The sequence below is a fragment of the Streptomyces sp. NPDC102279 genome (genome assembly GCF_044766365.1).
Classification (GTDB): Bacteria; Actinomycetota; Actinomycetes; order Streptomycetales; family Streptomycetaceae; genus Streptomyces.
Genome location: NZ_JBIWLU010000004.1, coordinates 55602 through 80453, shown reverse-complemented (window position 1 = coordinate 80453; position 24852 = coordinate 55602). Strand labels below are relative to the sequence as shown.

At 70.3% G+C, this 24852-nt stretch carries 24 protein-coding genes and 2 pseudogenes; 15 read left to right on the top strand and 11 right to left on the bottom strand.

Annotated elements, in window-relative coordinates; all coding sequences use genetic code 11:
- Positions 1-181 precede the first annotated feature (181 nt).
- Positions 182-1504, top strand: coding sequence for an acyltransferase (locus ACIRQH_RS10170; protein WP_404225121.1), 1323 nt, complete (start codon positions 182-184; stop codon positions 1502-1504).
- 139 nt (positions 1505-1643) lie between these two features.
- On the opposite strand, the gene ACIRQH_RS10165 is transcribed toward ACIRQH_RS10170, so the two are convergent.
- Positions 1644-2843 (bottom strand): beta-1,3-glucanase family protein, encoded by a 1200-nt coding sequence (locus ACIRQH_RS10165; RefSeq protein WP_388872051.1) that lies wholly within the window; start codon positions 2841-2843, stop codon positions 1644-1646.
- Between the two features lie 414 nt (positions 2844-3257).
- Positions 3258-5036 (bottom strand): hypothetical protein, encoded by a 1779-nt coding sequence (locus ACIRQH_RS10160; RefSeq protein ID WP_404225119.1) that lies wholly within the window; start codon positions 5034-5036, stop codon positions 3258-3260.
- Between the two features lie 170 nt (positions 5037-5206).
- Here ACIRQH_RS10160 and ACIRQH_RS10155 point away from each other — a divergent pair, with 170 nt between their 5' ends.
- A complete protein-coding gene (locus ACIRQH_RS10155; RefSeq protein WP_388872057.1) occupies positions 5207-5389 on the top strand; it encodes a hypothetical protein in 183 nt (60 codons plus the stop codon).
- A 25-nt stretch (positions 5390-5414) separates the two neighbouring features.
- On the opposite strand, the gene ACIRQH_RS10150 is transcribed toward ACIRQH_RS10155, so the two are convergent.
- The 3 genes from ACIRQH_RS10150 to ACIRQH_RS10140 form a co-directional block, all read right to left on the bottom strand.
- The gene (locus ACIRQH_RS10150) at positions 5415-5633 is read right to left on the bottom strand and encodes a hypothetical protein (protein WP_404225116.1); all 219 of its coding nucleotides are present in this window, start codon (positions 5631-5633) and stop codon (positions 5415-5417) included.
- A 221-nt stretch (positions 5634-5854) separates the two neighbouring features.
- On the bottom strand, positions 5855-6718 hold the full coding sequence (locus ACIRQH_RS10145; protein WP_404225114.1) for a class I SAM-dependent methyltransferase: 864 nt from the start codon (positions 6716-6718) through the stop codon (positions 5855-5857).
- Positions 6715-7866 (bottom strand): winged helix DNA-binding domain-containing protein, encoded by a 1152-nt coding sequence (locus ACIRQH_RS10140; protein WP_388933084.1) that lies wholly within the window; start codon positions 7864-7866, stop codon positions 6715-6717. Before ACIRQH_RS10140 ends, ACIRQH_RS10145 begins: the two co-directional genes overlap by 4 nt.
- Positions 7867-7990: 124 nt before the next feature.
- On the opposite strand from ACIRQH_RS10140, the gene ACIRQH_RS10135 reads away from it, so the two are divergent.
- Both ACIRQH_RS10135 and ACIRQH_RS10130 read left to right on the top strand, forming a co-directional pair.
- Entirely contained in the window at positions 7991-8521 is a 531-nt protein-coding gene (locus ACIRQH_RS10135) for a GNAT family N-acetyltransferase (protein ID WP_388872069.1), read from the top strand.
- Between the two features lie 181 nt (positions 8522-8702).
- The gene (locus tag ACIRQH_RS10130; RefSeq protein ID WP_404225112.1) at positions 8703-10442 is read left to right on the top strand and encodes a RecQ family ATP-dependent DNA helicase; all 1740 of its coding nucleotides are present in this window, start codon (positions 8703-8705) and stop codon (positions 10440-10442) included.
- A 29-nt stretch (positions 10443-10471) separates the two neighbouring features.
- On the opposite strand, the gene ACIRQH_RS10125 is transcribed toward ACIRQH_RS10130, so the two are convergent.
- Positions 10472-11077 (bottom strand): helix-turn-helix domain-containing protein, encoded by a 606-nt coding sequence (locus ACIRQH_RS10125; RefSeq protein WP_404225110.1) that lies wholly within the window; start codon positions 11075-11077, stop codon positions 10472-10474.
- Positions 11078-11225: 148 nt separating this feature from the next.
- Between ACIRQH_RS10125 and ACIRQH_RS10120 the strand changes: the two genes are divergently transcribed.
- Positions 11226-11861 carry a class I SAM-dependent methyltransferase gene (locus ACIRQH_RS10120; protein ID WP_404225108.1) on the top strand — a complete coding sequence of 212 codons (636 nt, stop codon included), beginning with the start codon at positions 11226-11228 and terminating at the stop codon, positions 11859-11861.
- A 97-nt stretch (positions 11862-11958) separates the two neighbouring features.
- Positions 11959-12136, top strand: a pseudogene (locus tag ACIRQH_RS10115) (IS630 family transposase); the annotation flags it as partial.
- A gap of 31 nt (positions 12137-12167) precedes the next feature.
- On the opposite strand, the gene ACIRQH_RS10110 reads toward ACIRQH_RS10115, so the two are convergent.
- Complete coding sequence (locus ACIRQH_RS10110; protein WP_388872077.1) at positions 12168-12635, bottom strand: hypothetical protein; 468 nt, start codon at positions 12633-12635, stop codon at positions 12168-12170.
- 69 nt (positions 12636-12704) lie between these two features.
- Between ACIRQH_RS10110 and ACIRQH_RS10105 the strand changes: the two are divergent.
- Positions 12705-12958: pseudogene (locus tag ACIRQH_RS10105) on the top strand (IS5/IS1182 family transposase); the annotation flags it as partial.
- 154 nt (positions 12959-13112) lie between these two features.
- Here ACIRQH_RS10105 and ACIRQH_RS10100 read toward each other — a convergent pair.
- A complete protein-coding gene (locus tag ACIRQH_RS10100; protein WP_388872080.1) occupies positions 13113-13889 on the bottom strand; it encodes a hypothetical protein in 777 nt (258 codons plus the stop codon).
- Between the two features lie 157 nt (positions 13890-14046).
- Between ACIRQH_RS10100 and ACIRQH_RS10095 the strand changes: the two genes are divergently transcribed.
- Positions 14047-14319, top strand: coding sequence for a DUF3253 domain-containing protein (locus ACIRQH_RS10095; RefSeq protein WP_388872083.1), 273 nt, complete (start codon positions 14047-14049; stop codon positions 14317-14319).
- A 71-nt stretch (positions 14320-14390) separates the two neighbouring features.
- On the opposite strand, the gene ACIRQH_RS10090 is transcribed toward ACIRQH_RS10095, so the two are convergent.
- Complete coding sequence (locus tag ACIRQH_RS10090; protein ID WP_388872086.1) at positions 14391-14699, bottom strand: hypothetical protein; 309 nt, start codon at positions 14697-14699, stop codon at positions 14391-14393.
- A 190-nt stretch (positions 14700-14889) separates the two neighbouring features.
- Between ACIRQH_RS10090 and ACIRQH_RS10085 the strand changes: the two genes are divergently transcribed.
- From ACIRQH_RS10085 to ACIRQH_RS10075, 3 genes are all read left to right on the top strand, one after another.
- A complete protein-coding gene (locus tag ACIRQH_RS10085) occupies positions 14890-15060 on the top strand; it encodes a hydrophobic protein (RefSeq protein ID WP_164369086.1) in 171 nt (56 codons plus the stop codon).
- Positions 15061-15294: 234 nt separating this feature from the next.
- On the top strand, positions 15295-15648 hold the full coding sequence (locus tag ACIRQH_RS10080; protein WP_404225106.1) for a PRC-barrel domain-containing protein: 354 nt from the start codon (positions 15295-15297) through the stop codon (positions 15646-15648).
- A 170-nt stretch (positions 15649-15818) separates the two neighbouring features.
- Positions 15819-16319 carry an ANTAR domain-containing protein gene (locus ACIRQH_RS10075; RefSeq protein WP_404225104.1) on the top strand — a complete coding sequence of 167 codons (501 nt, stop codon included), beginning with the start codon at positions 15819-15821 and terminating at the stop codon, positions 16317-16319.
- Positions 16320-16338: 19 nt separating this feature from the next.
- Here ACIRQH_RS10075 and ACIRQH_RS10070 read toward each other — a convergent pair whose 3' ends face one another.
- Positions 16339-17505 carry a serine/threonine-protein kinase gene (locus ACIRQH_RS10070; RefSeq protein WP_404225102.1) on the bottom strand — a complete coding sequence of 389 codons (1167 nt, stop codon included), beginning with the start codon at positions 17503-17505 and terminating at the stop codon, positions 16339-16341.
- A gap of 399 nt (positions 17506-17904) precedes the next feature.
- Between ACIRQH_RS10070 and ACIRQH_RS10065 the strand changes: the two genes are divergently transcribed.
- From ACIRQH_RS10065 to ACIRQH_RS10050, 4 genes are all read left to right on the top strand, one after another.
- On the top strand, positions 17905-19062 hold the full coding sequence (locus ACIRQH_RS10065; RefSeq protein WP_388933075.1) for a S1 family peptidase: 1158 nt from the start codon (positions 17905-17907) through the stop codon (positions 19060-19062).
- Positions 19063-19252: 190 nt separating this feature from the next.
- Positions 19253-20083 (top strand): aldo/keto reductase, encoded by an 831-nt coding sequence (locus ACIRQH_RS10060; protein WP_404225100.1) that lies wholly within the window; start codon positions 19253-19255, stop codon positions 20081-20083.
- Positions 20084-20130: 47 nt separating this feature from the next.
- The gene (locus tag ACIRQH_RS10055) at positions 20131-20676 is read left to right on the top strand and encodes a VOC family protein (protein ID WP_404225098.1); all 546 of its coding nucleotides are present in this window, start codon (positions 20131-20133) and stop codon (positions 20674-20676) included.
- Between the two features lie 158 nt (positions 20677-20834).
- On the top strand, positions 20835-21704 hold the full coding sequence (locus ACIRQH_RS10050) for a nuclease (RefSeq protein WP_388872108.1): 870 nt from the start codon (positions 20835-20837) through the stop codon (positions 21702-21704).
- A 103-nt stretch (positions 21705-21807) separates the two neighbouring features.
- Here ACIRQH_RS10050 and ACIRQH_RS10045 read toward each other — a convergent pair whose 3' ends face one another.
- Positions 21808-24741, bottom strand: a complete 2934-nt coding sequence (locus tag ACIRQH_RS10045) for a hypothetical protein (RefSeq protein ID WP_404225096.1) — start codon at positions 24739-24741, stop codon at positions 21808-21810.
- Positions 24742-24852 lie beyond the last annotated feature (111 nt).

Below are 24852 nucleotides of genomic sequence, written 5' to 3'. Positions count from 1 at the left end.
CGGCGGCGCCCGACCGGAGTACTGCTGCGGACCGAGGAGCCTGCGCCGAACGGCCTACGTGTCCGGCGACGGCCCCTCGGCGTCCGCGAGGACTCCGCGGGGTGTCGCAGGGGGCACGAAATGGTTGCGGCCCGGACTTCCCGCCCTGGGTACGGCCGTGCGGCGGGCAGCATGACCACACATGAGCAGAGACGGGGAACGGGACCGCTACGTCGACTTCCTGCGTGCCTGGGCGATCGTCCTGGTGGTGCTCGGGCACTGGGTCATCACCGCGCTCGTCCGGTCGCCCGACGGCGGGATCACCGCACCGGAGCTGCTCGCCACCCTGCACTGGACCCAGTGGCTGACCCTGGGGTTCCAGATCATGCCGTTGTTCTTCCTGGCCGGGGGCCACGCGGCGGGCGGCTCATGGACGCGGGCGCGCCTGAGCGGCGGGACGGCAGCGGGATGGGTGGGCGGCCGGGCGCAGCGACTGCTGCTTCCGGCCGGGGCGTACAGCGCGCTGGTGCTCTGCGCGGTCGGTATCTGCTCGGTGGTGGGCGTGGACCCCGGCACCCTGGCGCTCGTCGGCTGGGCGATGGCCATGCAGTTCTGGTTCCTGCCCGTGTACCTCGTCCTCAGCGGGCTCACCCCCGCCCTGCACTCCCTGCACCGGCGTTGGGGGCTGCGCGTCCCGGCCGTCATGGCGGCGGTCGCACTGGTCGCGGACACGTTCGTGGTGACGGCCCACACACCGTATGTGGGACTGCTGAACTACGTGCTGGTGTGGGGTGTCGCCTACCAACTCGGATTCTGCTGGCACGACGGTCGGTTGACGGGACATCGGCTGCTTCCGCCGGTCATGGCGGGATGCGGCGCGGTGGCCTTCGCCGCGTTGATCTCGTTCGGGCCGTTCCCCGTGAGCCTCATCCTGGTGACGGGCCAGGACCCCAGCAACACCAATCCACCGTCGGCGGCGATGCTGGCCTGGGTGGTGGCGCAGACCGGCCTGTGCCTGACCGCCGCACCGGCGGTACGGAGGCTGCTGGCCCGCGAGCGGGTGTGGCGCGTCGTGCGTCCCGTCGGCGGCGCCAGCATGACGCTGTACTTGTGGCACATGCTGCCGGTGCTGGTGGTGGCCGCCGCCTTCTATCTCACCGGTCTCGCACCCGAGCCCGCTCTCGGCTCGGCGTCCTGGTGGATGCTGCGGGTGCCGTGGCTGCTGGTGCTCGGCGCGGTCCTGGCCGGTGTGGTGCTCGCGCTGCGCCCCCTGGAGCGCGGTCTGGCACTGCTCCACGAGCGGACCCGTCCGGCCACCGCGCCCGGCCGCTCCTGGCTCCTGTGGTTCGGCCTGGCGACGACCGTGCTCGCGCTGACCCGCTTCGCCGTGGGGGGCTTCGCCCCCGACGGCCGCTTCCCGGTCCTGCCCGCGCTGGGCCTTCTCGTGGGGACCGCGCTGGTGACGGTACCCGGACGGTCGCGGGTGACCCCGCACCCCAGGGACCGCCTGGAGGAGGCCGCCTGATGCCCGAGCGGGCGGACTCCCCGGCCAAGTCGTCGTCATGACAGGGCACTCGACGTCCTGACCGGGCCGAGAGGAAAGGGAGCCACCGCCGCCGACCGCGGTGACTCCCGATGTGCCGTCCCTCAAGCGGAGTTCCGCTCTAGAACGCGGACAGCGTCAGGCGGATCGCCGTGGGGGCGGTGTCCTGGATGTAGGAGGCGAAGTCGGCCACGTCGTCGAAGGCGAAGCCGTAGGCCTTGCCGTCCTCGGTCGCCGCGTGGACGGCCTTGGCGTAGTGGTTGGTGAGGTCGGTCCGGTAGAAGTCACCCGCCGAGGTGGTCGGTTGGGCCGGGTTGCTGAGCAGGGTCGAGCGGTTGAAGCCCGCGCCGAGCACCGCGGCCACCGGGCCCGTCGTGCCGTCGTTGGGCGCCGCGAGGTTGCCGTCGCAGAACAGGACGTCACGGGTGGAAGGCTTGGCGAAGGAGACGGCGGCGGGTCCGTCGAAGGTGAACTTGTCGGCGCGCACCCGCCCGGTGAACGTGCCCGCGTTGGTGGTGACGGTCAGGTCCTTGCCGGTGTAGGTGCTCCACACCTCGTCGACGTACGGGGCGAAGTAGTCCTTCGCGAACAGGCCGGCGTCGAGACCGTGACCGGGGGCGATGACGCGGACGTCGTCGACCACCAGTGGGGCGAAGTCCTCGATCCCCTTGACCGCGGCGAAGGCGGCCGCGCGTCCGCCGTCCCGGACGGTGCCGGTGGTCTGCTCCTTGTCCCCGTTCAGGCGGATGTTCATGGGCACGCTGAACATGTCGACCATGGTCGTGTTGCAGAACATGCCCGCGGAGTTGTACGTGAACTCGGCGCAGTCGTGCAGCACCGCGTAGTTGGGGTCCGAGGTGACCCAGCCGGCGGGGTACTGGAGCGCCGCGTTGCCGTTGCCGTCCGCGACGGCCTTGAACTTCAGCTTCTCGCCGAGCGACACGTAGATGCGGCCGGACATGTGGGGGAGGCTGAGCTGTGTCTCCCCGCTGCCGGACAGCGTGAGCGCGTAGTCGGTGAACCCGTCGGCGCCGTTGTCCGCGAGGGCTATCGGCGCGAGGGTGCCGTCCTGGGTGACGCGGACCTGCTGGCCGTCCTGGTTGCCGACGACGTAGACGTGCACGGACGCGTTGTCGAAGGAGCCGCTGTTGTTGACGATCGTCAGCGGCAGCGCGCCCGCGGCGGCCTTGGTGGAGGCGTCGGCCGGGCCGGCCAGGGCGTACGGCGCGGCGGCCGCGATCGCGGGGACGGCCACGGCGGCACCACCGAGGGCGAAGAGCATCTTGCGGCGGGTGAGGTCGCGCTGGTGACGAGGCGTCATGTCTGCGGTGCTCCTTGGTGCTTGTGCCTGCGGTGAGGCTGTGGGGGGGACCTTGTGGCGGGGTGCGGCGACTCGACGCACCCCCGAGGAGGGGCTCTTCCGTTGTCCGGCACGGCCGACGTCCGCGCCGCGGATGATCGGAGCAAACTCTGAGAGCGCTCTCACAACGGCACGGCCGCCGCCGATGGGCCCCGATGCTACGCATGACCCACGAAGAGGCCAACCGACTGCCGGGATCACCAAATCCCTCTGAACTGCGCTTACTTGATGGCCCGCCCGTCGCTCCCGAATTCTTAAGGCGCGTTTAAGCCGTACTTAAGAAGGAACGCTCCGCTTTCGGACTGCAATCGCGACGCCTGGTGGGGACGGGCCCGATCGGAACGGAGTTCACCACCGCTCCCGGGCGCCGCCCTCTCACGCAGTCGTCACCCCGTCCTCGATCCGGCCGGTCCCCCGGTCCCGCCCCCAGCGGTACACGAACGTCGGGTAGCCCTCCCCCATCGCCTCGTTCCAGGCCGGCAGCACGGCGTCGCCGTATTCCGCCCTCGCATCGGCGAAGGCGGCGACGCAGCGGGCGTGGACGTCGGGCCGGTCCGTTCGGCGGGTGAGGTCGAGCAGGGAACGCAGCGCGGTGACCGCTTCGGCAGGACGGTGACGGACGAGGTGGGCGCGGGCCGCCGCGCCGAGCGAGACCGCGAGGCCGGCCCGGGTGACGGCCAGCTCCGCGGCACGGCCATCGGACGCCTCCCCCCGACCGGACTCCCCCTCATGCTCGCCCTCCTCCAACAGGGACTCTGCCTCTTCGTGGGCGGCGACGGCAGCCGTGTGGTCCCCGGTCCGCCGGAGAGCTGTTCCCAGGTCACGGAGGCAGCGGGCCGTCGGGGCGCGGTGGGCGGACCAGTCGGACTCGGCGAGGTGGCGGGCGATCGCGACGGCTTCCCGGGCCGGGCCGATCGCGCCGTGGAGGTCTCCGGTGGCCGAGCGGCACAGGCTCAGGTTCGCCAGCACACGGGCGAGTTCCTTTTCGTGGAGGGCGGGTTCACGCTCGGCGGCACGCCGGTACGCGGCCATCTCGAGCTCCGTGACCCGCAGTTCCGCGTCCTTGTCACCGGCCGCCGCGTGACAGCCGGCCAGCCGGCCGAGGCAGGCGGCGAGGAGTGGGTCGTGGGCATCCGGCTGCTCGGCGGCAAGGGCGGTGCAGAGGTCCGCCGCTTCCTGACATACGCCTACCTCCTCGTCGTATGCTGCCAGCGCCCTGAGTTGGTCCGCGAGACAGTCGAGGGCGACCGTCAACCATGTCTCCCCCGCCGCCCTGTCCCGACCCGTCAGGGAGCGCGCCTCGGCGACGGCCTCCTCGGCCGCTGTTCGCGCGGAGGGCAGGTCGTCCGTGGCTTCCCCGCAACGGGCCAGGTCGGTGAAGAGCCGGACGCGCAGCGGCCTGACGTGGTCGGGCACGGACAGCAGGAGGACCTCGGCCGCTTCCCGCGCCTCACGGCCGACGGCCAGCGCCTCCTGATAGCGGCCCAACGCCCTTAGTCCTGAGGTCAGTTCCGCGAATACGCGCGCACGCACCAGGGCCACCCGCATCAACTGCCACGACGACATGGCTCGCAGGAGCCGGGCACACTCGTCGTAGACGGCGACGGACTCCTCCGTGCGACCGAGGGCGCCCAGGACGAGCGCGTACGTACGCAGCGCGCCCGGCAGGCCACCGGGTTCCCGTTCTGCGGGAACGCGACTCAGAAGGCGGTAGGCGGTCACGCACTCCGCCGCCGAGCCCAGCGCCTCGTCCAGCAGACCCAGACCGGACTGCGCCTGGGCCCGCAGGTGCAGGAGGACGGCCTGCTCGCTCGGCGACCACCGCGCACCCGGGACGGCCTTGGCGGCGTCCATCACCGTGCACGCCTCTTCGTAGCGGCCTACGAGCAGCAGTGCGTGAGCCTGTTGGGTGAGGGCGCGGGCGAGGCGATCCCGATACCGGGAACGAGCCACGTCGGTCCCGGACAGCGCCCCGTACACCGTCACCGCTTCCTCGGCCCAGGCAAGCCGGCGCTTCGGTGCCGGCGGCCGCACCAGTACCCAGTCCGGAGTGAGGCAGCGCATGAGCGCGGCAGCGAGGAGCGGCTGTCCCGGGCGAGGACTCAGCCGTGCGGCTGTCCGCAGCGGCGGCAGAAGTGCGCGTACCAACCCCACGGGGCCTCCCCGGATCGTCAACCAGAGGACGACCAGGCAGGCGTGGCGGTTGCCCGGGCGGCCGATCCGCGTCCGGAGTTCGCGGCGATCGGTGAGGCGGCCGGCGCCGACACGCGCCGGCGACGGCGAAGAGGCCGCTCGAAGGTTTCCGTGAGTGGGCCTGCTTCGGAGTGATCCACTTTCCCAGCGAGGATGTACTGATCCTCAGGGCACCGGACAGCGGCGCGGAGTTCGACGTCGGCCTCGTCACCGACTCCGCGCGCACTCCCGAGGAACTCAAGCTCTTGAAGATCAACGACATGCCCACCCTGCTGAAGGCGCTCGCCACGGCCGACGGGGACCGGAGTCGCTGAACTGCCTCTCGCTCGGGGACTGGCGCTAGGGGGTACCCCAGACGTCCGCGCCGCCCCCGCGCCACTCGATCAGGTCCGAGCCGACCACGTCGAGGTCGTCCCAGTTCTGCAGACCCGCCTCCTGCAGGAACGCCGTCAGGTCGTGGAGCGAGTAGGCGGTGCCGAGGACCGCGGTGTCGACCTGTACACGCCGACCGCCTCCCTCGGCGGGCGGGAACACGATCACGGGCGTCGCGGATGCCATGGCCCCAGCATGGTCGACACCCCGTCCGCACGCATCCGGGCCGTCCGGGTCCCTGACCGGGCCACGAGCGGGGCGTGGCGGAGTCGGTCACCCGGTCCGCACGTCTCACGAGTGAGACCTCGTGACGACCGCCGGCTCAGACCTGCCTCGCGGCCTTCGCGGACACGGCTGACACCGCCCGCGGCCGAACCCCCGTCGGTGTCGGCAGTCGACTCACCGCGTCACCGGCCCTCCGCGACAGCAACGCGGCCCGTCCGCAAGGACGTCCGCCCTCGGGTCGGGATGCCGCGGGCGTGGGCGAGATCGAGGAGGCTGTCGTCCGACGCCACTCGCAGTCCGTACTCCGCGAGCAGTGCGGCCAGTTGCCGCGGTCGCCACAACGAGCGCCACGGTTCGCCGGAGGTGATGGAACTGCCGAGGAAGCGGGTCAGGAGCCGGCCGGCGGCCGCTCTCGCCGACGGGGCCTGGTAGTTGACGACGAGTGCACTGTCCGGAGCCGACCGGGCGGCGAGGGCGGCCACCGTGGCGCGTACCTCGTCGCGCGTGAGGTACGGGACCACGCCCTCCCACAACCATGTCGTCGGCATGGACGGGTCGTGCCCCACGGCGTCCAGCGCCGTTCCCAGGTCATCGACCGCGAAGTCGACCGGCGTGAAGCGCACGGAACGGGCGACGGCCGCCCGCCCGGCGGGGAGGCGGGCCTGCTTGTCCTGCTGGGAGGCCGGATGGTCGACCTCCCAGACATCGGTCCGCGCGAGCTCGGGCAGGCGCCAGCCCCGTGTGTCCAGACCCGCGCCGAGGATCACGAGCTGGCCCCCCACGCGTGCGCGCAGTGCCTCGTCGATCGCCACGGTGCGCGGCACGACCACCTCCGCGCACGCCCGCACACTCTCGTACACGGAGCGCTCCCGCCAGCCCGGCGGCGGAGTGTTCGCGCGCACCTGGTCCACGGGGGTACGTTCCTCGGGCCGCAGCAGTTCCAGCGCGACCGGATCCGCGAACCGGCCCGTTCCCGCTCTCCCGTTCGCGGCCGCCCTCCCCTGACAGACCAGGACCGCCGTCCGGCTCGCCGCGCGCTCGCTCATCGAGTCACCTTCACTGTCGTACCTTGGCCCTGCACCGTGGGAAATCCCTTGTCCCACCAGTGTCCGTACCGTCGGTAGACCGCCGGATCGCGGTCGGCGAGAAAGGCCGACAGTCTCTCGGCCTCCTCCGTCAGACTGCGCCACGCGGCTTTGCCGATGGTTCGGAAGGCGGTCAGTTCCAGCCCGCCGTCCGTCGCCCGCCATACTCCGGCGACTTCCCCGTCGACGAGCAGGCAGGGCAGCACGTCACCGTTGCGCCGCACGACCACGGGGCGGTACTCCAGGGGCATGAGCCGCCCGGGCACGGCGTGGGACAGGAGGGTGCTGTCCCACATCGGCAGCAGTCTGGGAGGGGCGGGAGTGTCCTCGGCCGGCAGAGTGGCGCCGGCCAGGTCGAAGAGGGCCGCGCGGCCGGGGCCCGGCAGCCGCACCACCTGCTCGGAGAGCTGCTGCAGGGCCTGGGAGATCGCGGGGCGGGTCAGGAGAGTGAACCGGGCGAAGTCCTGCGCGGAGGCGGGTCCGAAGGCCCGCAGGTAGGCGAGGAGCAGCTGCTGGACTCCCTCGTCCGCCTCCCGCGGAGCGGCTCCGGAAGGAGTCGGGGCGGCACGGTAGGTGTTGGGCTGTCCGAACGACCACGGGCCGGCGGTCGGTACGTGGTGGACGGGGGCGAACGTGCGCAGGGCCCACCACATGCGGTGCGCGTGTTCGCCGAACCTCGCCTTCAGATGGTTCTCCACCTCGGCCCCTGTGCGGGGCGACCGCAGGAGTTCGGCGAGTTCCGTGAGCACCGCGTCGGCGTCGGCCGGTGTCAGCCCTGTCGCGGTGAATCGACGGTCGTACAGCCGGGAGGCGCGCAGGGTGCTCAGCATGGCGGCCCGATACGCGTCATAGTCCTCGGCGTGCACGGCGTGCAGGGTGATCCGCATGAGGGTCGCCTTCACGATCCGGCGTTCCGCGAACGCCGCGTCAAGGTCCTCGGGGACGAAGCCGTCCACGCGGTTCCACAGCGCCACATAAGGCGAAGCCGGACTCTGCGCCTGCAGCGCGCAGATCCGGCGCACCACGTCCGCGACGTCGAGGCGCTCCCGTCGGAGCAGGAGCTGACGGTCCAAGGTGGCCAGGGCGAGCTGCCGCGCGGTCGGAGTCACCCCCGGATTATGGCCCGCCCGCCTCGCGTCACCACCGCCGGGATCGCGACCGCGAAGCGCACCGGCGCCCTGCCGACCTGGAACGGGACGAGGGCCGGCACGTGCCGCCTCGTACCCTGTGACCATGCCGAACCATGATCACATTCACCTGCGCCCCGTCACCGAGAAGGATCTCGACCAGCTCGAACGCCTTCATGAAGACCCCGCCGAAGCCGGCGACCACGGCTTCTTCGGATTCCGCAACCCGGGGCAACTGCGACGACAGTGGGTCGACGGATTCCTGACCGCCCACGGCGGCAGGCTGGTGATCGCCGGAGACGACGACCGGTTCGTCGGCGAGGTGCAGTGGCACGAGGTCATGCAGGGGCCGGCGTCTCCCTGCTGGAACATCGGCGTGTCCCTGCTCACCGCCGAACGCGGCAGGGGCTACGGCAAGGAGGCTCAACGGCAGCTCGCCGCCTACCTGTTCGCCCACACCAAGGCCAACAGGGTCGAGGCAAGCACCGAACTGGCGAACATCGCCGAGCAGCGTGCTCTGGAGGGCGCGGGCTTCACCCGCGAGGGAGTCCTCCGCGGAGCCTGCTTCCGAGCCGGCGCATGGCGCGACATGGTCCTGTACTCGGTGCTGCGATCGGACGTCTCGCCCCAGGGGTGACCTGCTCCCGGCGGGGACCGGCCGGTGACGCTTCCGGGCCGGCCCGGATCTCGGGGGTTCCCGTCGCTCTCGTCGCCCTCCGAGGACACGGAACGGCAACTCTCCTCCGCCGGGACGTTGTTCGTCCCGGCCGGGGGTACCCGAGCGCCGAGCCCCACTGGAGAGCAGCGTCAGGAGTGTCATGCGCATCAAGGTCGGATACTTCAAGACCAGGTCGCTCAGGAAACGCCTGCGCCGCTGCGCCCGTGAGGTCTTCGGCTGGGAGCGTCTGCGTCCGTCCCAACTGGACGCCATGACAGCGGTGATGGAGGGGCGCGACACGATCGTCGTGATGCCGACGGGTGCGGGGAAGTCAGCCGTGTACCAGGTACCGGGTGTGCTGCTGGAGGGGCCGACCGTCGTGGTCTCGCCGTTGATCGCGCTCCAGCGGGACCAGGTCGCCGCTCTCGCCCGGATCGAGGGGTCCGGCGCCTCGGCGGTCAACTCCGCACAGCGCGCTCGGGACAACGAGGCCGTGTGGGAGCGCGTGCGCGAAGGCAGTCTGGACTTCCTGTTCGTCTCGCCCGAGCAACTCGCGAAGGACGAGGTGGTGGAACAGATCGCCGCTGCCTCGCCCGCGCTGATGGTGGTCGACGAGGCGCACTGCGTGTCGTCGTGGGGATACGACTTCCGGCCCGACTATCTGTCCCTGGGCCACGTGCGCGAACGCATCGGCCGGCCACCGCTTCTCGCCCTCACCGCCAGCGCGGCCGCCCCCGTGCGGGCCGACATCGTGGAGCGGCTCGGCATGCGCGACGCGGCCGAGGTGGTCGCGGGGTTCGACCGCCGCAACATCACGCTGGAGGTCGTACGGCACCGGGAGAACGCGGGGAAGCGCCGGTGGGTGGTGGAGCGGGCCGCGGCCGAGGCGAAACCGGGCATCGTCTACGCGGGAACGCGGCGGGAGGCCGAGCAGTACGCCGAGGAACTGTCGGCACTCGGATTCGACAGCGCCGCCTACCATGCGGGGTTGTCGGGGGCCGAGCGCTCCCGGACGCACGACCGCTTCCAGGAGGGTGAACTCGACGTGGTCGTCGCCACCTCCGCGTTCGGGATGGGGATCGACAAGCCGAACATCCGCTTCGTGCTGCACGCGTCGGTGCCGGGTTCCCTCGACTCGTACTACCAGGAGATCGGCAGGGCGGGCCGTGACGGGCAGCCGTCGACGGCGATCCTCGCCTACCGGCCCGAGGATCTCGGCGTGCAGCGGTTCCGGACCGGCGCCCACCCCGACCCGGAGGCGCTGGGCGGACTGATCGACGCGGTACGCGAACAGCAGGGACCGGTCACGGCGACGGCCCTGCGCGAACGCACCGGGCTGTCGCAGACACCGCTCACGTCCATGCTGCACCTCCTGGAGGAGGCCGGAGCCGTGACGACGGAGAAGCGCGGCGGCGTTCGGGCCGTTCCCGGGGCGAAGCGGGACGTCTGCGTCCGCGAGGCGGTACGGATCGCCTCCGCCCGCGTCGACCTGGAGCGTTCCCGGGTGGAGATGATGCGGGCGTACGCGGAGACGAGCGGCTGCCGCCGGCGCCACATGCTCGGGTACTTCGGGGAGAGTCTGGCGGAGGGCGACTGCGCGGGCTGCGACACATGCGCCCGTACACGGGAGTTGAAGGAAACCCCCGTCCGGACGGGCGACATACTCTCCGGCACGGGACCCGGCCCGCTGGAACCCGAGGCGGCCGAGGCGGCCGACAGCGCCTTCCCGCCCGGAATGAGGGTGGGACACAGCACGTGGGGCGAGGGCCAGGTGATGAGCGAGGAGGGCAACAGGATCACGGTCCTGTTCGAGACCGTCGGCTACCGGACCCTGTCCCTCCCGGCCGTCCAGGCACGGGGCCTCCTGACACCGGTGTCGACCACCGCGACGAAGGGCTGAGGCCGACTCGGGTTGTCCGGCGCATGGTGTTATCGGGCCTCGGGCGTCTCAGCAGGCCCTATGGTGCGGGCGCGTAGGTGCGCGCGTTCTCCTTGGTGGCCCAGAAGGCTGAGGATCTCGACGGGGTCGCTGTCGGCGTTGCCGAACCAGTGAGGGGTGCGGGTGTCGAATTCGGCGGCTTCACCGGGGCCCATGGTCAGGTCGTTGTCGCCCAGGACCAGGCGCAGGCGCCCGTCGAGGACGTAAATCCATTCGTAGCCCTCGTGGCTGGCCTGCTCGGGCTCCAGCGGGCGCATTTTGGGCGAAATGATCAGTTTGTAGGCTTGGAGTGCCCCGGCTCGTCGTGTGAGGGGGAGCATCGTCATGCCGTGCCGGGTGACGGGTTTGAGGTGCACACGAGGATCGCCGGTCTGGGGTGCGCCGATGAGTTCGCCGATGTCCACGCGGAGCTCACGGGCCAGCGGCAGGAGCAGTTCCAGGGTGGGACGGCGCTGACCCGACTCGAGGCGCGAGAGGGTGCTCAGCGAAATGCCGGTGGACTCGGCCAGCGATGTCAGCGACAGACTGCGCTGCGCTCGCAGTCCCTTGAGGCGCGGGCCGACCGCCGCCATCGTCGATGCGGTCTGTTCGTCCATTCCCCTACCTTGCCACCGCAGCAAGGATCTTTGCATGTTCGTGCGCGCCGACTGACCCTGGTGACGCGCACCGGGCAAAGTCGCGAACGCTCCGCCCCCGCCAGCGCGTGATCACCCTCCACCGAGCACATGATCAGGAGTTTCCTCGATGCACGAGACCGATCCGCGTTTCAGCGCCGCCTTCTGGGACCAGCGATACAGCGGCACAAGCGCCCTGTGGAGCGGTGAGCCCAACCCTGCGCTTGTCGAAGAGGTGACCGCTCTCGCGCCCGGGACAGCACTGGAGGCGGGCTGCGGCGAGGGTGCCGACGCCATCTGGCTGGCCGGACAGGGCTGGCAGGTCACCGGCGCCGACTTCTCGACTCAAGCCCTGCACCGCGCGGCCGATCACACCCCGGCACCGCTGACCGGCCGGCTCACCTGGCAGCGAGCCGACATCCGCGAATGGAAGCCCGGCGAATCGCCCCGCTACGACCTGGTGACGGCGTCCTTCATCCACTTTCCCGGGCCGGTACGGCGGGCGGTCTTCGCCGCGCTCGCCGCCCGGGTCAGCATCGAGGGACACCTGGTGATCATCGGTCACCATCCGAGTGACCTGGACACCGCCATGCCTCGTCCGCCCGAGCCGGACCTCTTCTACACCGCAGACGATCTCATCGCGGACCTGTCCGCCCACGCGTGGAAAGTCGTCACCCGGGCCGCTCGCCCCCGCAGCACTACCACTCCCGACGGCACACCGGTCACCCTCCACGACACCGTCCTCACCGCACAGCGCACCCTGTGAACCCTGCGCCAGCTACCCAGTGCCGTGACCAGGAAGGTTCACCGAGGCGCTCGATGTGGTGGTTGGAAACGCTTTCCCGGCCCAATGGGGAGGCGGGATGGCGCAACCGGTCCGGGTTCGCCGGCTGACAGAGCAAGAGGGGCAGAACCCGCAGCACATCGTGCTGCGGGGCAGTACCGGCTCGGGAGCGGTTCCGACGGGCGATGATGCTGTCGGCCTCGGTCGGCGGCATCACAGCCCCAGCCATAGCGCGGCTGGTCCGAGCGGACGAGGAGGGCGCCCCACCACGATGGCGGCCTGAAACGACTACACCTGCTCCTGATACACCCTGATCTCGATCGGCTTGAGCTTATGGATCGTTGTCCAGGCTGCCCGCCCGGTCAGTCCTTGAGTCCACGCTTCAAGATCATCTCCGGCGCCGTGGAAGAACCATGAGTCGAAGCTTCCGAGTGCCTCCAGGGCGGGTGCGACTCCGTATCCGAGCTCGCAGTGGACCTGCAGGTAATGGTCGTGATCACCGTCGCTGTCGGAGATCTCGAACTGGCGGGTGAGGTCAAGCGTGAACGCCGGAGGACCGTCGAACGCGTATGTCCCGTACTGGAAGAGAAGCCCGTCGGCGTCGGGTGCGTCCGGGACGTCGAACAGCCGTCGGCCGAATCGCAGGAAGGCAAGCCAGAGATCTTCCGTGACCAGATCGTCAAGCGACTGCTGCCCCGAGGTCAGTTCGCCCTCAAGCATTCCCAGGGCCTCGCCCATCGACAGTCTCCGCGTCATGCCCTACCTCCTTGTCGACCGCAGCCGGGCTCAAGGCACGGACCCCGGTGAACCTTCCGGGTCAGAGCACAGGCCTACGACGTCCCTCACCTGCGAAAGTGGCTCCGGGGCAAGCACGTCGGTGTCCGTATCGCACGCAAGGGAGTCGAGTCCAACGGACGATTAGGCGACGACGACGGGTCATCGAGCGAACCATGTCCTGGCCGACCGGCTGCCGCAGACCCAACCACCGCTACGAACGCCGCCCCCGCAACTGCCTGGCCTCCCTCGGCCTCGCCGCCGCCCTCTGTTGTTGCAAGAGGCTCCTCCGCCTCACCACATAGGACACCGCCCTACTCAAGGCCGACATTCTGTGAGGTGCACGCCAAGGGAAGTTGCCAGTCGAGCAGCGTAGTTCCGAGGCACGCCACCCGACCACGATGCGGCCGGGTGGCGTGCAACCCGGCCACATCGCGTTGCCATCAGATGCCTTGGCCGCTAGGCGAACGACACGCTGTCCCCGGTGGACGTGACCTGCATGGTCGTCGTCGTGCCGGCGAAGTACCAGCGCCACGAGCCCGCCGCTGTCGCGGTGACCGTGGTGCTGAGCCCTCCGGTGCTGTTCGTCTTCACCGTTTTGACCGTGCTGTACGAGGACGACCCGGCCTTCTTGAACTGGAGTTCGGCCTCCTGACCCGAGAAGCCGTGGTACTTACGGTCCTCCCAGTTCGCGCGGCTCAACTGGCCCTTTACCGTGAGCCTTGCACCCTTCACGACCGGCTCCGGCGAAGCGTTCGTCGTCAGTGTGGCGGCACGCTTCACCTTGTACTGGGCGATGTTGTCGGAGATCCAGTAATCACCGTCGTTCGCCTTCACCGTGGCATTGACCTGCCAGACTCCGGCGACCCGGTTGCTGTCGATGTCGTCGCTGTCCGCGATCCACCGCGGGTCGATCGTCATCGTCGCCGTGCACACCGAGGTCGTGGTGCTCTGTTCGACGCACTTCGAGGCGGTCCAGTCGGCGAAGTCGTAGCCGATGGAACGGTTGAAGGTACTCACATGAGTGAGCCCCTCGACTCCCGAGTTGTCCTTGACGGTGATCGCGATCGGGAACTTGATCACCTTCGAGGTGCCCACGATCACGTTCGTGCCGCCGTCGACCACAGTTTTGACGACCCGAATGTCGCCCCTCCCCTCAGCATGAGCGGTGGGCGCCAGCATCGTGGTCAGGGCCACTGCTCCCGCAGCAGCCGACCACAGCGCTTGTTTGCGCATGTCCCTCCCCTGGAACTGTGTGCCGACAGCATGGCCGTGGGCACAACATCAGCGCGCAAAGGCTACAAGATCCTCTTTACCCTGCCTCGGCGGACCTGGGCAGGAACGGACCACAGGCCAACCGTGCGCCTGGCACCCAATTTGCGATACTGGTGCAGTGCCGCACGACGAGCAGCAGACGGACCGGCGCCTGGAGCAGGTCATCCTGGAGCTGCTGGACCACCGTGCCCCGGGTGCGACGATCTGTCCCTCCGACGCCGCGCGGGCGGCGTACGACGGGGATGACGACGGCTGGCGCGCGCTCATGGAGCCGGTTCGCCAGGCGGCCCGGCGGCTGGTCGCCGCCGGCGAGGTGGAGATCACCCAGGCAGGCCGTCCCGTCGAACTCGCAGAGGCCCGCGGCCCCATCCGTATCCGCCGCTTCCGCTGACCTACGGACACGACGCCCTCCGGCCGCGGGCCGGGGCCTGCAGTGGGCCCCTCGTGCCCGGGTGCCGTGAATCAGTCCAGCGCCGCCAGTCCCTCGCGCCAGCGGGCCCGGCGCTCCGGCTCGCTCTGCTCCCACCACGGCGTGCCGCGCTCTCCCAGGGCCACCTTGGACAGGTGCACGCGCGTGCGTGCGGCCCGTTCGGCTTCGGGGTCCTCCGTACGCCGGGCGGCCGCGACCGCGCGGCGGGCCGCCATGAGATGGGAGCGCAGGCGCGCCGCGGCGTCCTCGGGGATCTGCGGGTCCGTCGCCCGCCAGCGCCGTCCGCCCACGATGACGTACCGCCCGTCAGGGGTGCGATCCGGTCCCTCGTCGGCTGTCACCGAACGAACCCTGCCAGAGAGCCCCGAGCGCCTCCACTCGACGGCATCCATTCGACCGCCTTGGCTGTCGGCAGCGAATGCTGCATGCCCCTATAGCCCCGTAGGGACTATTCAAACCGGAGACTTCCGTGGGTTCCGCAGGAATGGAGATCGATCTGCCGGGCACACGAGGGTCCGGAGGTTGATAACCATGGTTCCTGTTCTTCTTGTTCTTCTGCTCGCTCTGATCCTCTTCGGTGCCGGTTTCGCACTGAAGGCGCTCTGGTGGATCGCCGTGATCGTCCTGATCGTGTGGGTCCTCGGCTTTGTCATCCGTCCGACGGCAAGCGGCGGCAAGCGTGGCCGCTGGTACCGCTGGTAGACGGCCTGAACAGCACAGCACATTGTCATGGGTGGGGCCCGGCGTCACGGCGTCGGGCCCCACGCATGTTCCCGTCCCGGCGGCCCTGGGCCGAACGTGGTGACGCATGTGTGAGACCAAGGCACCTGGGCACTCGATTTCCTGAACGAACGTCACCGAATTCGATGACGCCTCAAGAGCCACCACAGTTCGGCTGTGGGCAGGCAACGAATTTCGATGAGGGAGCCGTACTTTATGAGTGACAACATCTGGGGCTACCAGCCGACCACCGGCTACACCGCGGGCACCGACCTGACCGGATTCAAGGTCGAGGCAACCGACGGCAGCATCGGCAAGGTCGACAAGCACTCGGACGACGTCGACTCCTCCTACCTCGTCGTCGACACCGGCGTATGGATCTTCGGCAAGCACGTCCTCCTGCCTGCCGGAACCGTGCAATCCGTCGACCTGGACGAGCAGAAGATCTACGTGGCGCTCGCCAAGGCCCAGATCAAGGACTCTCCGGAGTTCGACAAGGACAAGCACGTCGGCGACGCCGGCTACCACGAGCAGGTCGGCGGCTACTACCAGACGCAGCGCGGTATCTGACCGCAGACCAGCCCGGGACGGGGCCCGCCGGAGACATTCCGGCGGGCCCCGTTCTGTTGTGCCGGGGGGGGACAGGTTCGGCTTCTCCCGCCTGGCTTCGTACGGCCGGACCGGCCGGAGTGCCACAGTTCGCGGGGATTGTGACGCCGATCCGGGGCAGACGATCAGTGATGAATGATCAGCCGACCCCAACCAGAGCGATGGCGTTCTTCGCGATATCCAGGTCCGACCCGCTGCGCCTGCTGTCCACCACGGACCTGGTGCGGGAGAACGACAAACTGAACGACGAGCGCACCCACCTGCACCGTGCCGTGTCCTCGCACGCCACGGTGGACCAGGCCATCGGCGCACTGCTGGTCCTCGGTCAGACAGGCCCGGAGGACAGCTGGGACGTGCTGCGCGAGACCTCGCAGCACACCAACCGCAAACTGCACCTCGTCGCGGAGGACATCCTCGCCTTCGCCCGGGGCGGCACGCTCCCGGACGACATACGCGTCGCCCTGGAAGCCGCCCTGTCGAAGCGGCAGCCGGGGAAGGCGGACGCCCCGTCGGCCGAGTCCGAGATGGGCCCGGGCCAGGCCGAGACGGACCCGGGCGTGGCCGACAGGGGCGGAGCGGACCCCGGCGGGGCGACCCGGGGCGCGCACCGCCATGAACCGTCCTCCACCTGAACGGACCGGGCCCGGACCGCTACGGCGCCGCGACCGTGGGAGACGAACCGACCGTGCTGTCCGAGCCGGGCCGAGGCGTCTCCGCGGAGCTGCTGTCGGGTGAGAACCAGGCCACGCCCACGAGCACCGCGAGGAGAAAGACCACCGCTCCCGCGGCGGCTCCCACCGCTCGCGGGCGCTGGGTGAGGAGTTCACCGACGCCGGAACGTCTGCGTCTGCGCGAGCGACGGGCACCCGCCGCGTCCCGGGTGACGGTCGCCCCGTGGGACGGCGCCGCCGACGGCAGGGCGTACGTGGTCGCGGGGCCGACGACGCCGAGGTCCGGCTTGTTCCGGCGTTGCACCGCCGGCCGTACGGCCGGAAGGGGTTCGGGACGCCCTTGCCAGGCACCGGTGCTGTACCAGGACGCCGCCTGCTGCGCGGTCGGCCGGTCGTCGGGCTGCTTGGCGAGGAGACCGAGCAGGTAGTTCTCGAACGCGGGCGGCAGCTCGGCGCCGAGTTCGCGGGGCGGGGTCGGCGCGGTGTCGAGGTGGTGGTGGAGGATCGCGACGGCGCTGGCGGCCTGGAAGGGCGGCCGTCCGGTGAGGAGTTGATAGAGGACGCAGCCCAGCGAGTACATGTCCGACGGCGGTCCCGCGGTCTTCCCGAGGGCCCGCTCCGGAGCCAGGTACAGGCTCGTGCCGACGATCTGTCCGGTCGCGGTGAGCCCGCCGGCCACGTCGTCCATGAACCGCGCGATCCCGAAGTCGCCGATCTTGACGTTCCCGTCGGCGTCCAGCATCAGATTGCCCGGCTTGATGTCCCGGTGCACGATGCCCTGTTGGTGCGCGGCGGCGAGCCCGGCGGCAGCCTGCGCGGCGATCCGCGCCACCCGCTCAGCGGGAAGGGTGCCCGTGGTGGCGAGGACGTGGGAGAGGCTGTCGCCCTCGATCAGCTCCATCACCAGGAAGAGCCGGTCCTCGAACGACCCGAAATCCAGGACTCCCACCACATGAGGATGGTTCAACCGTCCCGCGGTCTGCGCCTCCAGGCGGAACCGGGCCGCGGCGGTCGGGTCGGCGTCCTGGGAGAGCAGCAGCTTGACGGCGACGGGCCGTCCGATCATCTCGTCCTGCGCCCGCCACACCTCCCCCATCGCGCCCCGCCCAAGAGTGGTGTGCAGCCGATACCGCCCCGCTATCAGCACGTGTACTTCATCCTCACGCCGTAGAGATCCGTCCGTCGCCGCGAGCCGTTGAAGAGCCGGTCGGCACAGGTGACCGGAGCGCCGCAGCAGGGTGAGCCTACTGCCAACACGGCCGTGGTCAGGCGGCGTTCGGCCGCGACCCCGTACCGCCGCCCAAGATCGCGGAGAACCGGTCCCCGAGGCGTCCGAATCCGATCAGGTGTGACGCGGTACGTCCGGCCTCGGCGCCCGGGCGAAAGATCGTTCTCCTGCCGCCGAAGCCTGATCCCAAAGAGTGGTCATGCATTGGCATGGACCTGTCTAACCTCATTGACTATTCTCGACCACGCAACTCTGAGAGCGCTCTCTCCTGCCCTTCGCCCCACTCACCGACCATCGGATCGACGAAAGGCAACTCCCTTGAGACGCACAACAGTTCTGCGCACAGCCGTGTCCGCGGGCCTGCTCGTCAGCGCCGCCACCGTCGGACTCACCCAGGCCGCCGCCGACGACGCCCCCGTCACCACCCCCACCGCATCCCGGGCCCCCGCCTCCTCGGCGCTGATCTCGGCGATGCAGCGCGACCTGGGACTCACCGAGAAGCAGGCGACCACCCGGCTCTCCCAGGAGACGGCAGCACGCAGCGTCCAGCGCACCGCCCGGACCAAGGCCGGCACCTCGTACGGAGGCTCGTGGTTCGACGTGACGAGCGGCCGGCTGGTCGTCGCGCTGACCACGACGGCCTCGCGCGAAGCCGTCGAGTCGACCGGCGCACGGGTCACGCTCGTCAAGCACAGCGAGCGGCAGCTCGACGCCACGATGAAACGGCTCGACACGCTCGACGCACCGGGCGGCGTGAGCAGTTGGCACGTCGACCCGAAGTCCAGTGCGGTCGTCGTGAACGTGGTCTCCCCTCACAAGGATGACAACGATGTCCGCGCCTTCGTGGCCCAGGCCCGCAAAGCCGGTCCCGTGACCGTCCGGCAGACCGGCTCGGCGCCGAGCACCTTCGCCGCGGGCACGGTGGGCGGCGACCCGTACTACACGGGCAACGTCCGCTGCTCCATAGGCTTCTCCGTGTACGGCGGCTTCGTCACCGCCGGGCACTGCGGCCAGGCGGGCGCGGGTGTCAGCGGCTGGGACCACAGCTACATCGGCAACTTCCAGGGCTCCTCGTTCCCGGACAACGACTACGCCTGGGTGAACGTGGGCAGCGGCTGGTGGACGGTTCCCGTCGTCCTCGGCTGGGGCACCGTCTCCGACCAGCTCGTCCGCGGCTCCGGCGAGGCGCCCATCGGCGCGTCGATCTGCCGCTCCGGCTCCACCTCGCACTGGCACTGCGGCAACGTCCTCGCCAAGAACGAGACGGTCAACTACAGCCAGGGCGCCGTCCACCAGATGACCAAGACGAGCGTCTGTGCCGAGCCCGGCGACTCGGGCGGCTCGTTCATCAGCGGCGACCAGGCCCAGGGCGTCACCTCCGGCGGCTGGGGCAACTGCAGCAGCGGCGGCGAGACCTGGTACCAGCCCATCAACGAGATCCTGAACCGCTACGGACTCACGCTCCACACGGCCTGACCTCTCCACGCCGGGCCTGCCCGCGCCGGTCCGCCTTCGACAGGCGGGCCGGTGCGGGTACCCGGTCGACGGAGTCGGCGCACGAGCCCGGGAGGCTGAAGGGGACCGACGCACCGGGAGCCCGCGTCGCCTCGGCGGCGGCACCCGTGCACGATGGGTACGCCCCCGTCATCGATTCGAAAGGCTCCCCGTGACCAGCATCCCGGTCCTCACCGCCCATGACGGAACGACGATCCCGGCCGTCGGCCTGGGTACCTGGCCGATGGACGACGCACAGGCCGAGCAGGCCGTGAGCAGCGCCCTCGGTATCGGCTACCGCCTCATCGACACGGCCACCAACTATCGCAACGAGACCGGCACCGGCCGGGGCATCGCCCGCGGTGGCGTCCCGCGTGAAGAGGTCCTCGTCACCACGAAGCTCCCGGGCCGGCATCACGGCTACGACGAGACGCTCGCCTCCTTCGAGGAGTCCCGGAGCCGCCTCGGACTCGACTACGTCGACCTGTACCTCATCCACTGGCCGCTGCCGCGCGTGGACAAGTACGTGGACTCCTGGAAGGCGATGATCAAGCTGCGCGAGCAGGGGCTCGTGCGGTCCATCGGCGTCTCGAACTTCACGGCGGACCATCTTGACCGGCTGGAGGCGGAGACAGGAGTCCTCCCGTCGGTGAACCAGATCGAACTTCACCCCTACCTCCCCCAGGACGAGTTGCGCGCGTTCCATGCCGACAAGGGCATCATCACCGAGAGTTGGAGCCCCTTGGGCCGCGGCTCCAGCCTGCTGGAGGAGCCGGCCCTCGGGAAGATCGCCGAGACGCACGGAGTGACACCCGGGCAGGTCGTGCTGCGCTGGCACACCCAGCTCGGCGCGGTTCCCATCCCGAAGTCCGCCGACCCCGGCCGCCAGCGAGCGAACCTGGACATCTTCGGCTTCGAGCTGACCCCGGACGAACTGGCGACCGTCTCCGACCATCCGCGCCGCCGCCTCGGCGGGGACCCGGACACGCACGAGGAGTTCTGACACCGGGACGTCCACGACGGCCGGAAAACCCCTCCGCACGACAGGAGTTGTCCGGCAACGCACCACGTTGGCGGGATGACCGAGGGAGAGAGCAGGACCGAACCCATCAGGCCGCGGCGCTTCCACCTCACGGGCAGTACTACGGGCTGCCCGAGCGGCACATCGTCCTGGCCGGGCAGATCTCGGCGGCGGCACGCCCGCTGGACATTGCCGCCGACCCGTCCGCCGTCCAGTCCGAGCAGGTCACCGTGGACGCCCTCTCCGGTGCCGAGGTGGTGCCGTTCTGGCGTGCCCTGCTCGGATACCGGGGCCGCGCGAACAGCGCCGAGGATCTGGTCGACCCGGGCGGCCGCGGGGCACCTTTCTTCGTCCAGCGGATGGAAGCCCCGCGCCCCTGGCGCAACCGCGTCCACGTCGATGTGTGGGTGCCGTACGACCAGACCGAGGCGCGGATCGCAGCGGCCCTGGCGGCGAGTGGCCGTCTGGTGAGCGATGCCGATGCCCCGTCGAACCGGGTCCCGGCCGATCCTGAGGGCCACGAGGCCTGCGTCGGCGTGACGGGCCCGCCCGAGCCGGCCACCGGACGCCCCTGAGTCTCCGGTCGCTCCGCAGGCGTACCCCCTGTCGGCCCGATGCGCCGGCGCCGTCCGCTCATTGCATGACTTCGGTACCGGTCGACGTCCCGGGCGGTGGCAGGAAGGGCTCAACGCATCATGGTGGAGCAGGCGTTGAGACCGATGGGGGAACTGCCATGCCGATGCTGCTGATCAAGGGCGCGTACCGGATCGTCGGAGCCAGTCCCGACGGGGACTCCGTGCGGTTCGTGCCGGACGACCCCGGCCAATGGGATCTGGTGCCGGGACGGAAGGTGCGCCGCAACCGGATCGGCGGCGCTCAGCTCAGGCTGGACGGGATCGACACCCTGGAGACCCATTACCGTCCGCCGCACGGGCCCGAGCTGCACCAGCCCGCCCCGTTCGCGGGCCGGGCAGCGGAGGCACTGCTCGGCTGGCTGGGGTTCGAGGAGGTGGAACGCGCCGCGAGCGGGATCGTGAAGCGCAGCGTTCCCGAGTCCGTGCCCGGGTACGTGCTGACGCGCAGCGCGGATGTGCACGGCCGCTGTGTGGCGTTCGCGGGCCGTGGGGCGGATGCTCCGGGGGCCAGTGGTCAACTCCTCACCGTCGGCGTCGAGCATCTGCGGCAGACGGCCAACCACCACCAGCTCGACGAGGGGCTCGCCTACCCGACCTTCTACCGGAACCTCTTCGTCGACCTGCGACAGGAGATGACCCTGGCGGCGGAGCGGGCCCGGCAGGACGCGCGGGGTCTCTGGCCGGCGGACCAGACGCAGAGTGGGGCGAAGGTGGAGGGCCGGTCGACGCTGACCGACGCGGCGGTGCTGCTGCCCAAGCTGTTCCGGCGGCTGGCCGACTATCTGCAACTGAACGACGGTGACCCGTCGTTGGACGGCTTCCGTCCCTACCTGGAGCAGCGTGAGGACCGGCTGTTCATCCTCTCCGCCGGGCAGTGGACCGGGTTCGACACCGTCGTGGAGGTCACGAACGGCAATACCGTCCGGCTCAACCGCGCCGCGGAGGATCTCGTCTTCGACGAGAAGTAGCGGCCGGCTGTCGTGCGGAGGCCCCGGGCCGGCGGTGAGGCACCGGTCCCCGGTCGGCTGGACTGCGACGGGCAGGGTCGGCCGACTGTTCCGGTTGCGGTGTTCAGTTGTCCTCCGGGCAGAGGAAGGTGTCGGAGGGGCCCCAGCGGGTGATCACGGCGGCCTTCGCGGTGACCGCTCCGCATGTCAGGTCGGTGATCCTGGTGCCGTCCGCGGTGATCTCGCGGATGTCGATCTCTTTGTCCGCCGGGTACTTGTGGCCCTTGCCGATCGTCATGATCCCCGACTCCCCCACGTAGTCGGCGACTCCGGTCGACTGGAGGAAGGTGACGACGGCGCTGGGTGTGAACTCAGGGTCGGTGGCCGAGATCTCGTTCATCACCTTGAAGAAGACCTTCACGGCGTCGTATCCGGCTGCCGCGTCGCTGTCCGAGGAGACGTCGAAGGACTGCCGGAAGCTCCTGACGAACGGGCCGTGGGGGTCGGGCACGCTGAACTGGCTGTAGAACAGGCTGAGGGAGCCGTAGTTCTGGGGCATCAGTTCGGGGTTCAGGACGAGGTCCGGAGCGGGGCTCTCCGCGAGGACGGCGACCCGGCCCTTATGGGTGCGGCATTGCTTGTCGCCCTGCAGGTAGTAGAACAGATCGTGCATGACGCCGGAGCGTCCGGCGTAGAGGACGAATCCGTTCGTCTTGCGGATGAGGGTGCAGATGTTCGCCGCCACGGCCGGTGTCTGGCTGTCGTTGCCCGACTCGCTGTAAGGCACGGGATACACCGCCCCGTCGTGGCCGTACGCGTCGGTGAACCTCTTCTTGAAGTCCGCGCTGAAGTAGTGGTCGCGGGGGTCGAAGACCACGACGGCGGCCGGTGCGGTGTGCCCGGGGTCGATCTTCGTCAGGGCGGCCAGACGGGGCGAGTGCCGGGCGAAGGCGGCCATGACGCGCGCGATCCGTGCGTCGGGGGGCGAGAGCTGGAAGTACGACACCGGGGAGTCGCCCTCGACCATGGGCTGGCCGGAGACGCCGGTACCAATGACGGTGACGCCCTTGGCGTCGAGTTCGGCTGCCGCCTGGAGGGACTCCGGGCGGCTCTGGGTGAGGCCGATGACCCCGGCGATGTGGTCGCGGTGGATCCGGTCGACGATCATGTCGGCCACGTCGACACCGCTGTGGTTCGTCGTGTTGAGGCCGCCGTGCGAGCCGAAGGCGAAGTACTCCCCCGCGTTGGCCACGAGCAGCCGGATCGGCATCTGCGACTTGAGGATCAGATCGTTGACCTGTTTCTGCGCGAGCAGCGCCCCGCGCAGCATCTGGAAGCCCGTGGGGACGGTGCGTCGCGACGCGGAGCCGACGCTCAGCGGGGCGAAGAAGACCAAGGTGCGGTAGGGCTTGTCCCGGTCGACCTGTGCGTTCTGTTCTCCCAACCTGGTTTCGAGGGAGCGCAGTTCGGGGGCGTAGAGGCCGTGGGCGAGGTCGCAGTGGTCTGTCCCGTCGGTGATGCCGACGCGTTCGCCGGTGCTGACGTGCCGGCACCAGGTGTCGGCCGGGCGGGACGCGGCGCGGGGGTGGCTCTCGTCGGGCCGCAGCACCTGGAACAGTCCGGCAGCGAGGAGCGCCGTCACGGCCACGGCGGCCACGACCGGGCGCAGCCAGTCGGCGGCCCGCCGGTCGCGGGAGCGCACGGTCCGCTGGACCGCGAGCCGTTCGGCCGTCGTTCCGTTGTCGGGAACGCGGGACAGCGGTACCAGTCGTACGGCGTCGACGGGCCGGCCGGCGGCGCCCGCCGCGAGCAGGGACGCCACCGCCTGTGCCGTCGAACCGGTGTCGAGGTGCCGGGTGCCCTGGACGGGGATGGTGTGCCGGGGCAGGGGGACGGCGTAGGGCGGGAGGTCCGCGGTGGCGGCGCCGAGGACGAGGAGGGGGCATGTCCCGACGTCCTCGGCCACCGCGGCGAAGGAGTTGAGGAGTTTGCGGCTCGGGGAGTCGTTGCCGCCGACTGTCGGCAGCAGCAGGACGAAGGGCCAGCGTCGCCGGGGCCTGCGGGCGCTCCACACCGGCGGGCGGGCGGCGCGGGCGAGGTCGTGGACGAGTGCGGTCAGCAGTACCTGTCGGACCACGGCCTCGTCTCGGGCCGACACGGCGGACGCCGCGGACAGCGCGGAGGCCGCGGCCGGGGCGGCGTCGCCCGGTGTCTCCCGGCCGGCCCGTTCCTGTGCCCTGGACCGCAGATGGGCGTCGCGCAGGGACATCGCGGAGTTGAGGAAGCTGCGCCCCGGTTCGTCGAGCATCGCTCCCACCCAGCGGAAGCGGGCTCCACGGTCGACGCGCAGGCCGTACGACCACCGCCACAGCCAGGCCAGCGGTGTCGTCACCAGCTTGGTGATCGCGGACCACTGCCGTGGTCCGATTTCCTCGCCGAGGCGTGTGACCTCGGCGGCGAACCCGAACTTCCACGCGTACTTGTCGTAGATCCGGTCCCGCAGTGCCCGTCGTTCGTCCGTCACGTCGCCGGGGGCGATGTCGGCGCGCAGGACCGACAGACAGGCGTCGAACTCGGGGAGCCGAAGGGTGCCGGAGCCGTCGGGCATGGTGGCGCGGAACTGTCGCGTCACCCGGTCCAGCAGGCGTACGTGGGGGCCGTCGCTGCCCGCGTCGTCCTCTCCGGGACGTTCGCAGGCGAGCAGTTCCTCGTCGACCAGAGCGTGCGGGGCGAGGCTCGCGAGGTGGCCCGTCTCGCCCGTGCCGAGGCGTACCAGGCGGTGGTGGTAGACGTGGACCAGGGCCGACAGCGCCGGGTCGGGGGCGCCGCGGCCGGTGTCGTCGGCCGTGGCGGAGGCCGCGGTCGTCCCCGCGGTGCCCGGGTCGGCCGCCGCTTCGCGTACGAGAAGCAGGGCGGGGAAGCGGTGTTTCGCCGTGCGCCGCCCGGTCGGTGTCCCGGCCCGCCGGTCGGCGACATGGCGGTCGATCACACGGACGATGTCGTCGAAACCGCTGGGAAGGACGAGATCATGCTCGTCCGTCCGGTGGGATTGCGGCACGTGGGGCCTCCCCGTTCCTGAGAAACAGGAGGCGAGCCTAGAAATAGCCGGCCGAATTAAAGGCGCTTTTCCCTAAATGGCCACGCATTGAGCGAATACGTCCGCTTGCCT

Excerpts from the sequence above, each read along its gene's own strand:
- ACIRQH_RS10145 (WP_404225114.1), bottom strand. The coding sequence starts at position 6,718 with ATGAGCGAGCGCGCGGCGAGCCGGACGGCGGTCCTGGTCTGTCAGGGG.
- ACIRQH_RS10050 (WP_388872108.1), top strand. The coding sequence starts at position 20,835 with ATGCCGATGCTGCTGATCAAGGGCGCGTACCGGATCGTCGGAGCCAGT.
- ACIRQH_RS10150 (WP_404225116.1), bottom strand. The coding sequence starts at position 5,633 with ATGGCATCCGCGACGCCCGTGATCGTGTTCCCGCCCGCCGAGGGAGGC.
- ACIRQH_RS10125 (WP_404225110.1), bottom strand. The coding sequence starts at position 11,077 with ATGGACGAACAGACCGCATCGACGATGGCGGCGGTCGGCCCGCGCCTC.
- ACIRQH_RS10130 (WP_404225112.1), top strand. The coding sequence starts at position 8,703 with ATGCGCATCAAGGTCGGATACTTCAAGACCAGGTCGCTCAGGAAACGC.
- ACIRQH_RS10135 (WP_388872069.1), top strand. The coding sequence starts at position 7,991 with ATGCCGAACCATGATCACATTCACCTGCGCCCCGTCACCGAGAAGGAT.
- ACIRQH_RS10165 (WP_388872051.1), bottom strand. The coding sequence starts at position 2,843 with ATGACGCCTCGTCACCAGCGCGACCTCACCCGCCGCAAGATGCTCTTC.
- ACIRQH_RS10085 (WP_164369086.1), top strand. The coding sequence starts at position 14,890 with ATGGTTCCTGTTCTTCTTGTTCTTCTGCTCGCTCTGATCCTCTTCGGT.
- ACIRQH_RS10120 (WP_404225108.1), top strand. The coding sequence starts at position 11,226 with ATGCACGAGACCGATCCGCGTTTCAGCGCCGCCTTCTGGGACCAGCGA.
- ACIRQH_RS10110 (WP_388872077.1), bottom strand. The coding sequence starts at position 12,635 with ATGACGCGGAGACTGTCGATGGGCGAGGCCCTGGGAATGCTTGAGGGC.
- ACIRQH_RS10100 (WP_388872080.1), bottom strand. The coding sequence starts at position 13,889 with ATGCGCAAACAAGCGCTGTGGTCGGCTGCTGCGGGAGCAGTGGCCCTG.
- ACIRQH_RS10075 (WP_404225104.1), top strand. The coding sequence starts at position 15,819 with ATGAATGATCAGCCGACCCCAACCAGAGCGATGGCGTTCTTCGCGATA.
- ACIRQH_RS10080 (WP_404225106.1), top strand. The coding sequence starts at position 15,295 with ATGAGTGACAACATCTGGGGCTACCAGCCGACCACCGGCTACACCGCG.
- ACIRQH_RS10170 (WP_404225121.1), top strand. The coding sequence starts at position 182 with ATGAGCAGAGACGGGGAACGGGACCGCTACGTCGACTTCCTGCGTGCC.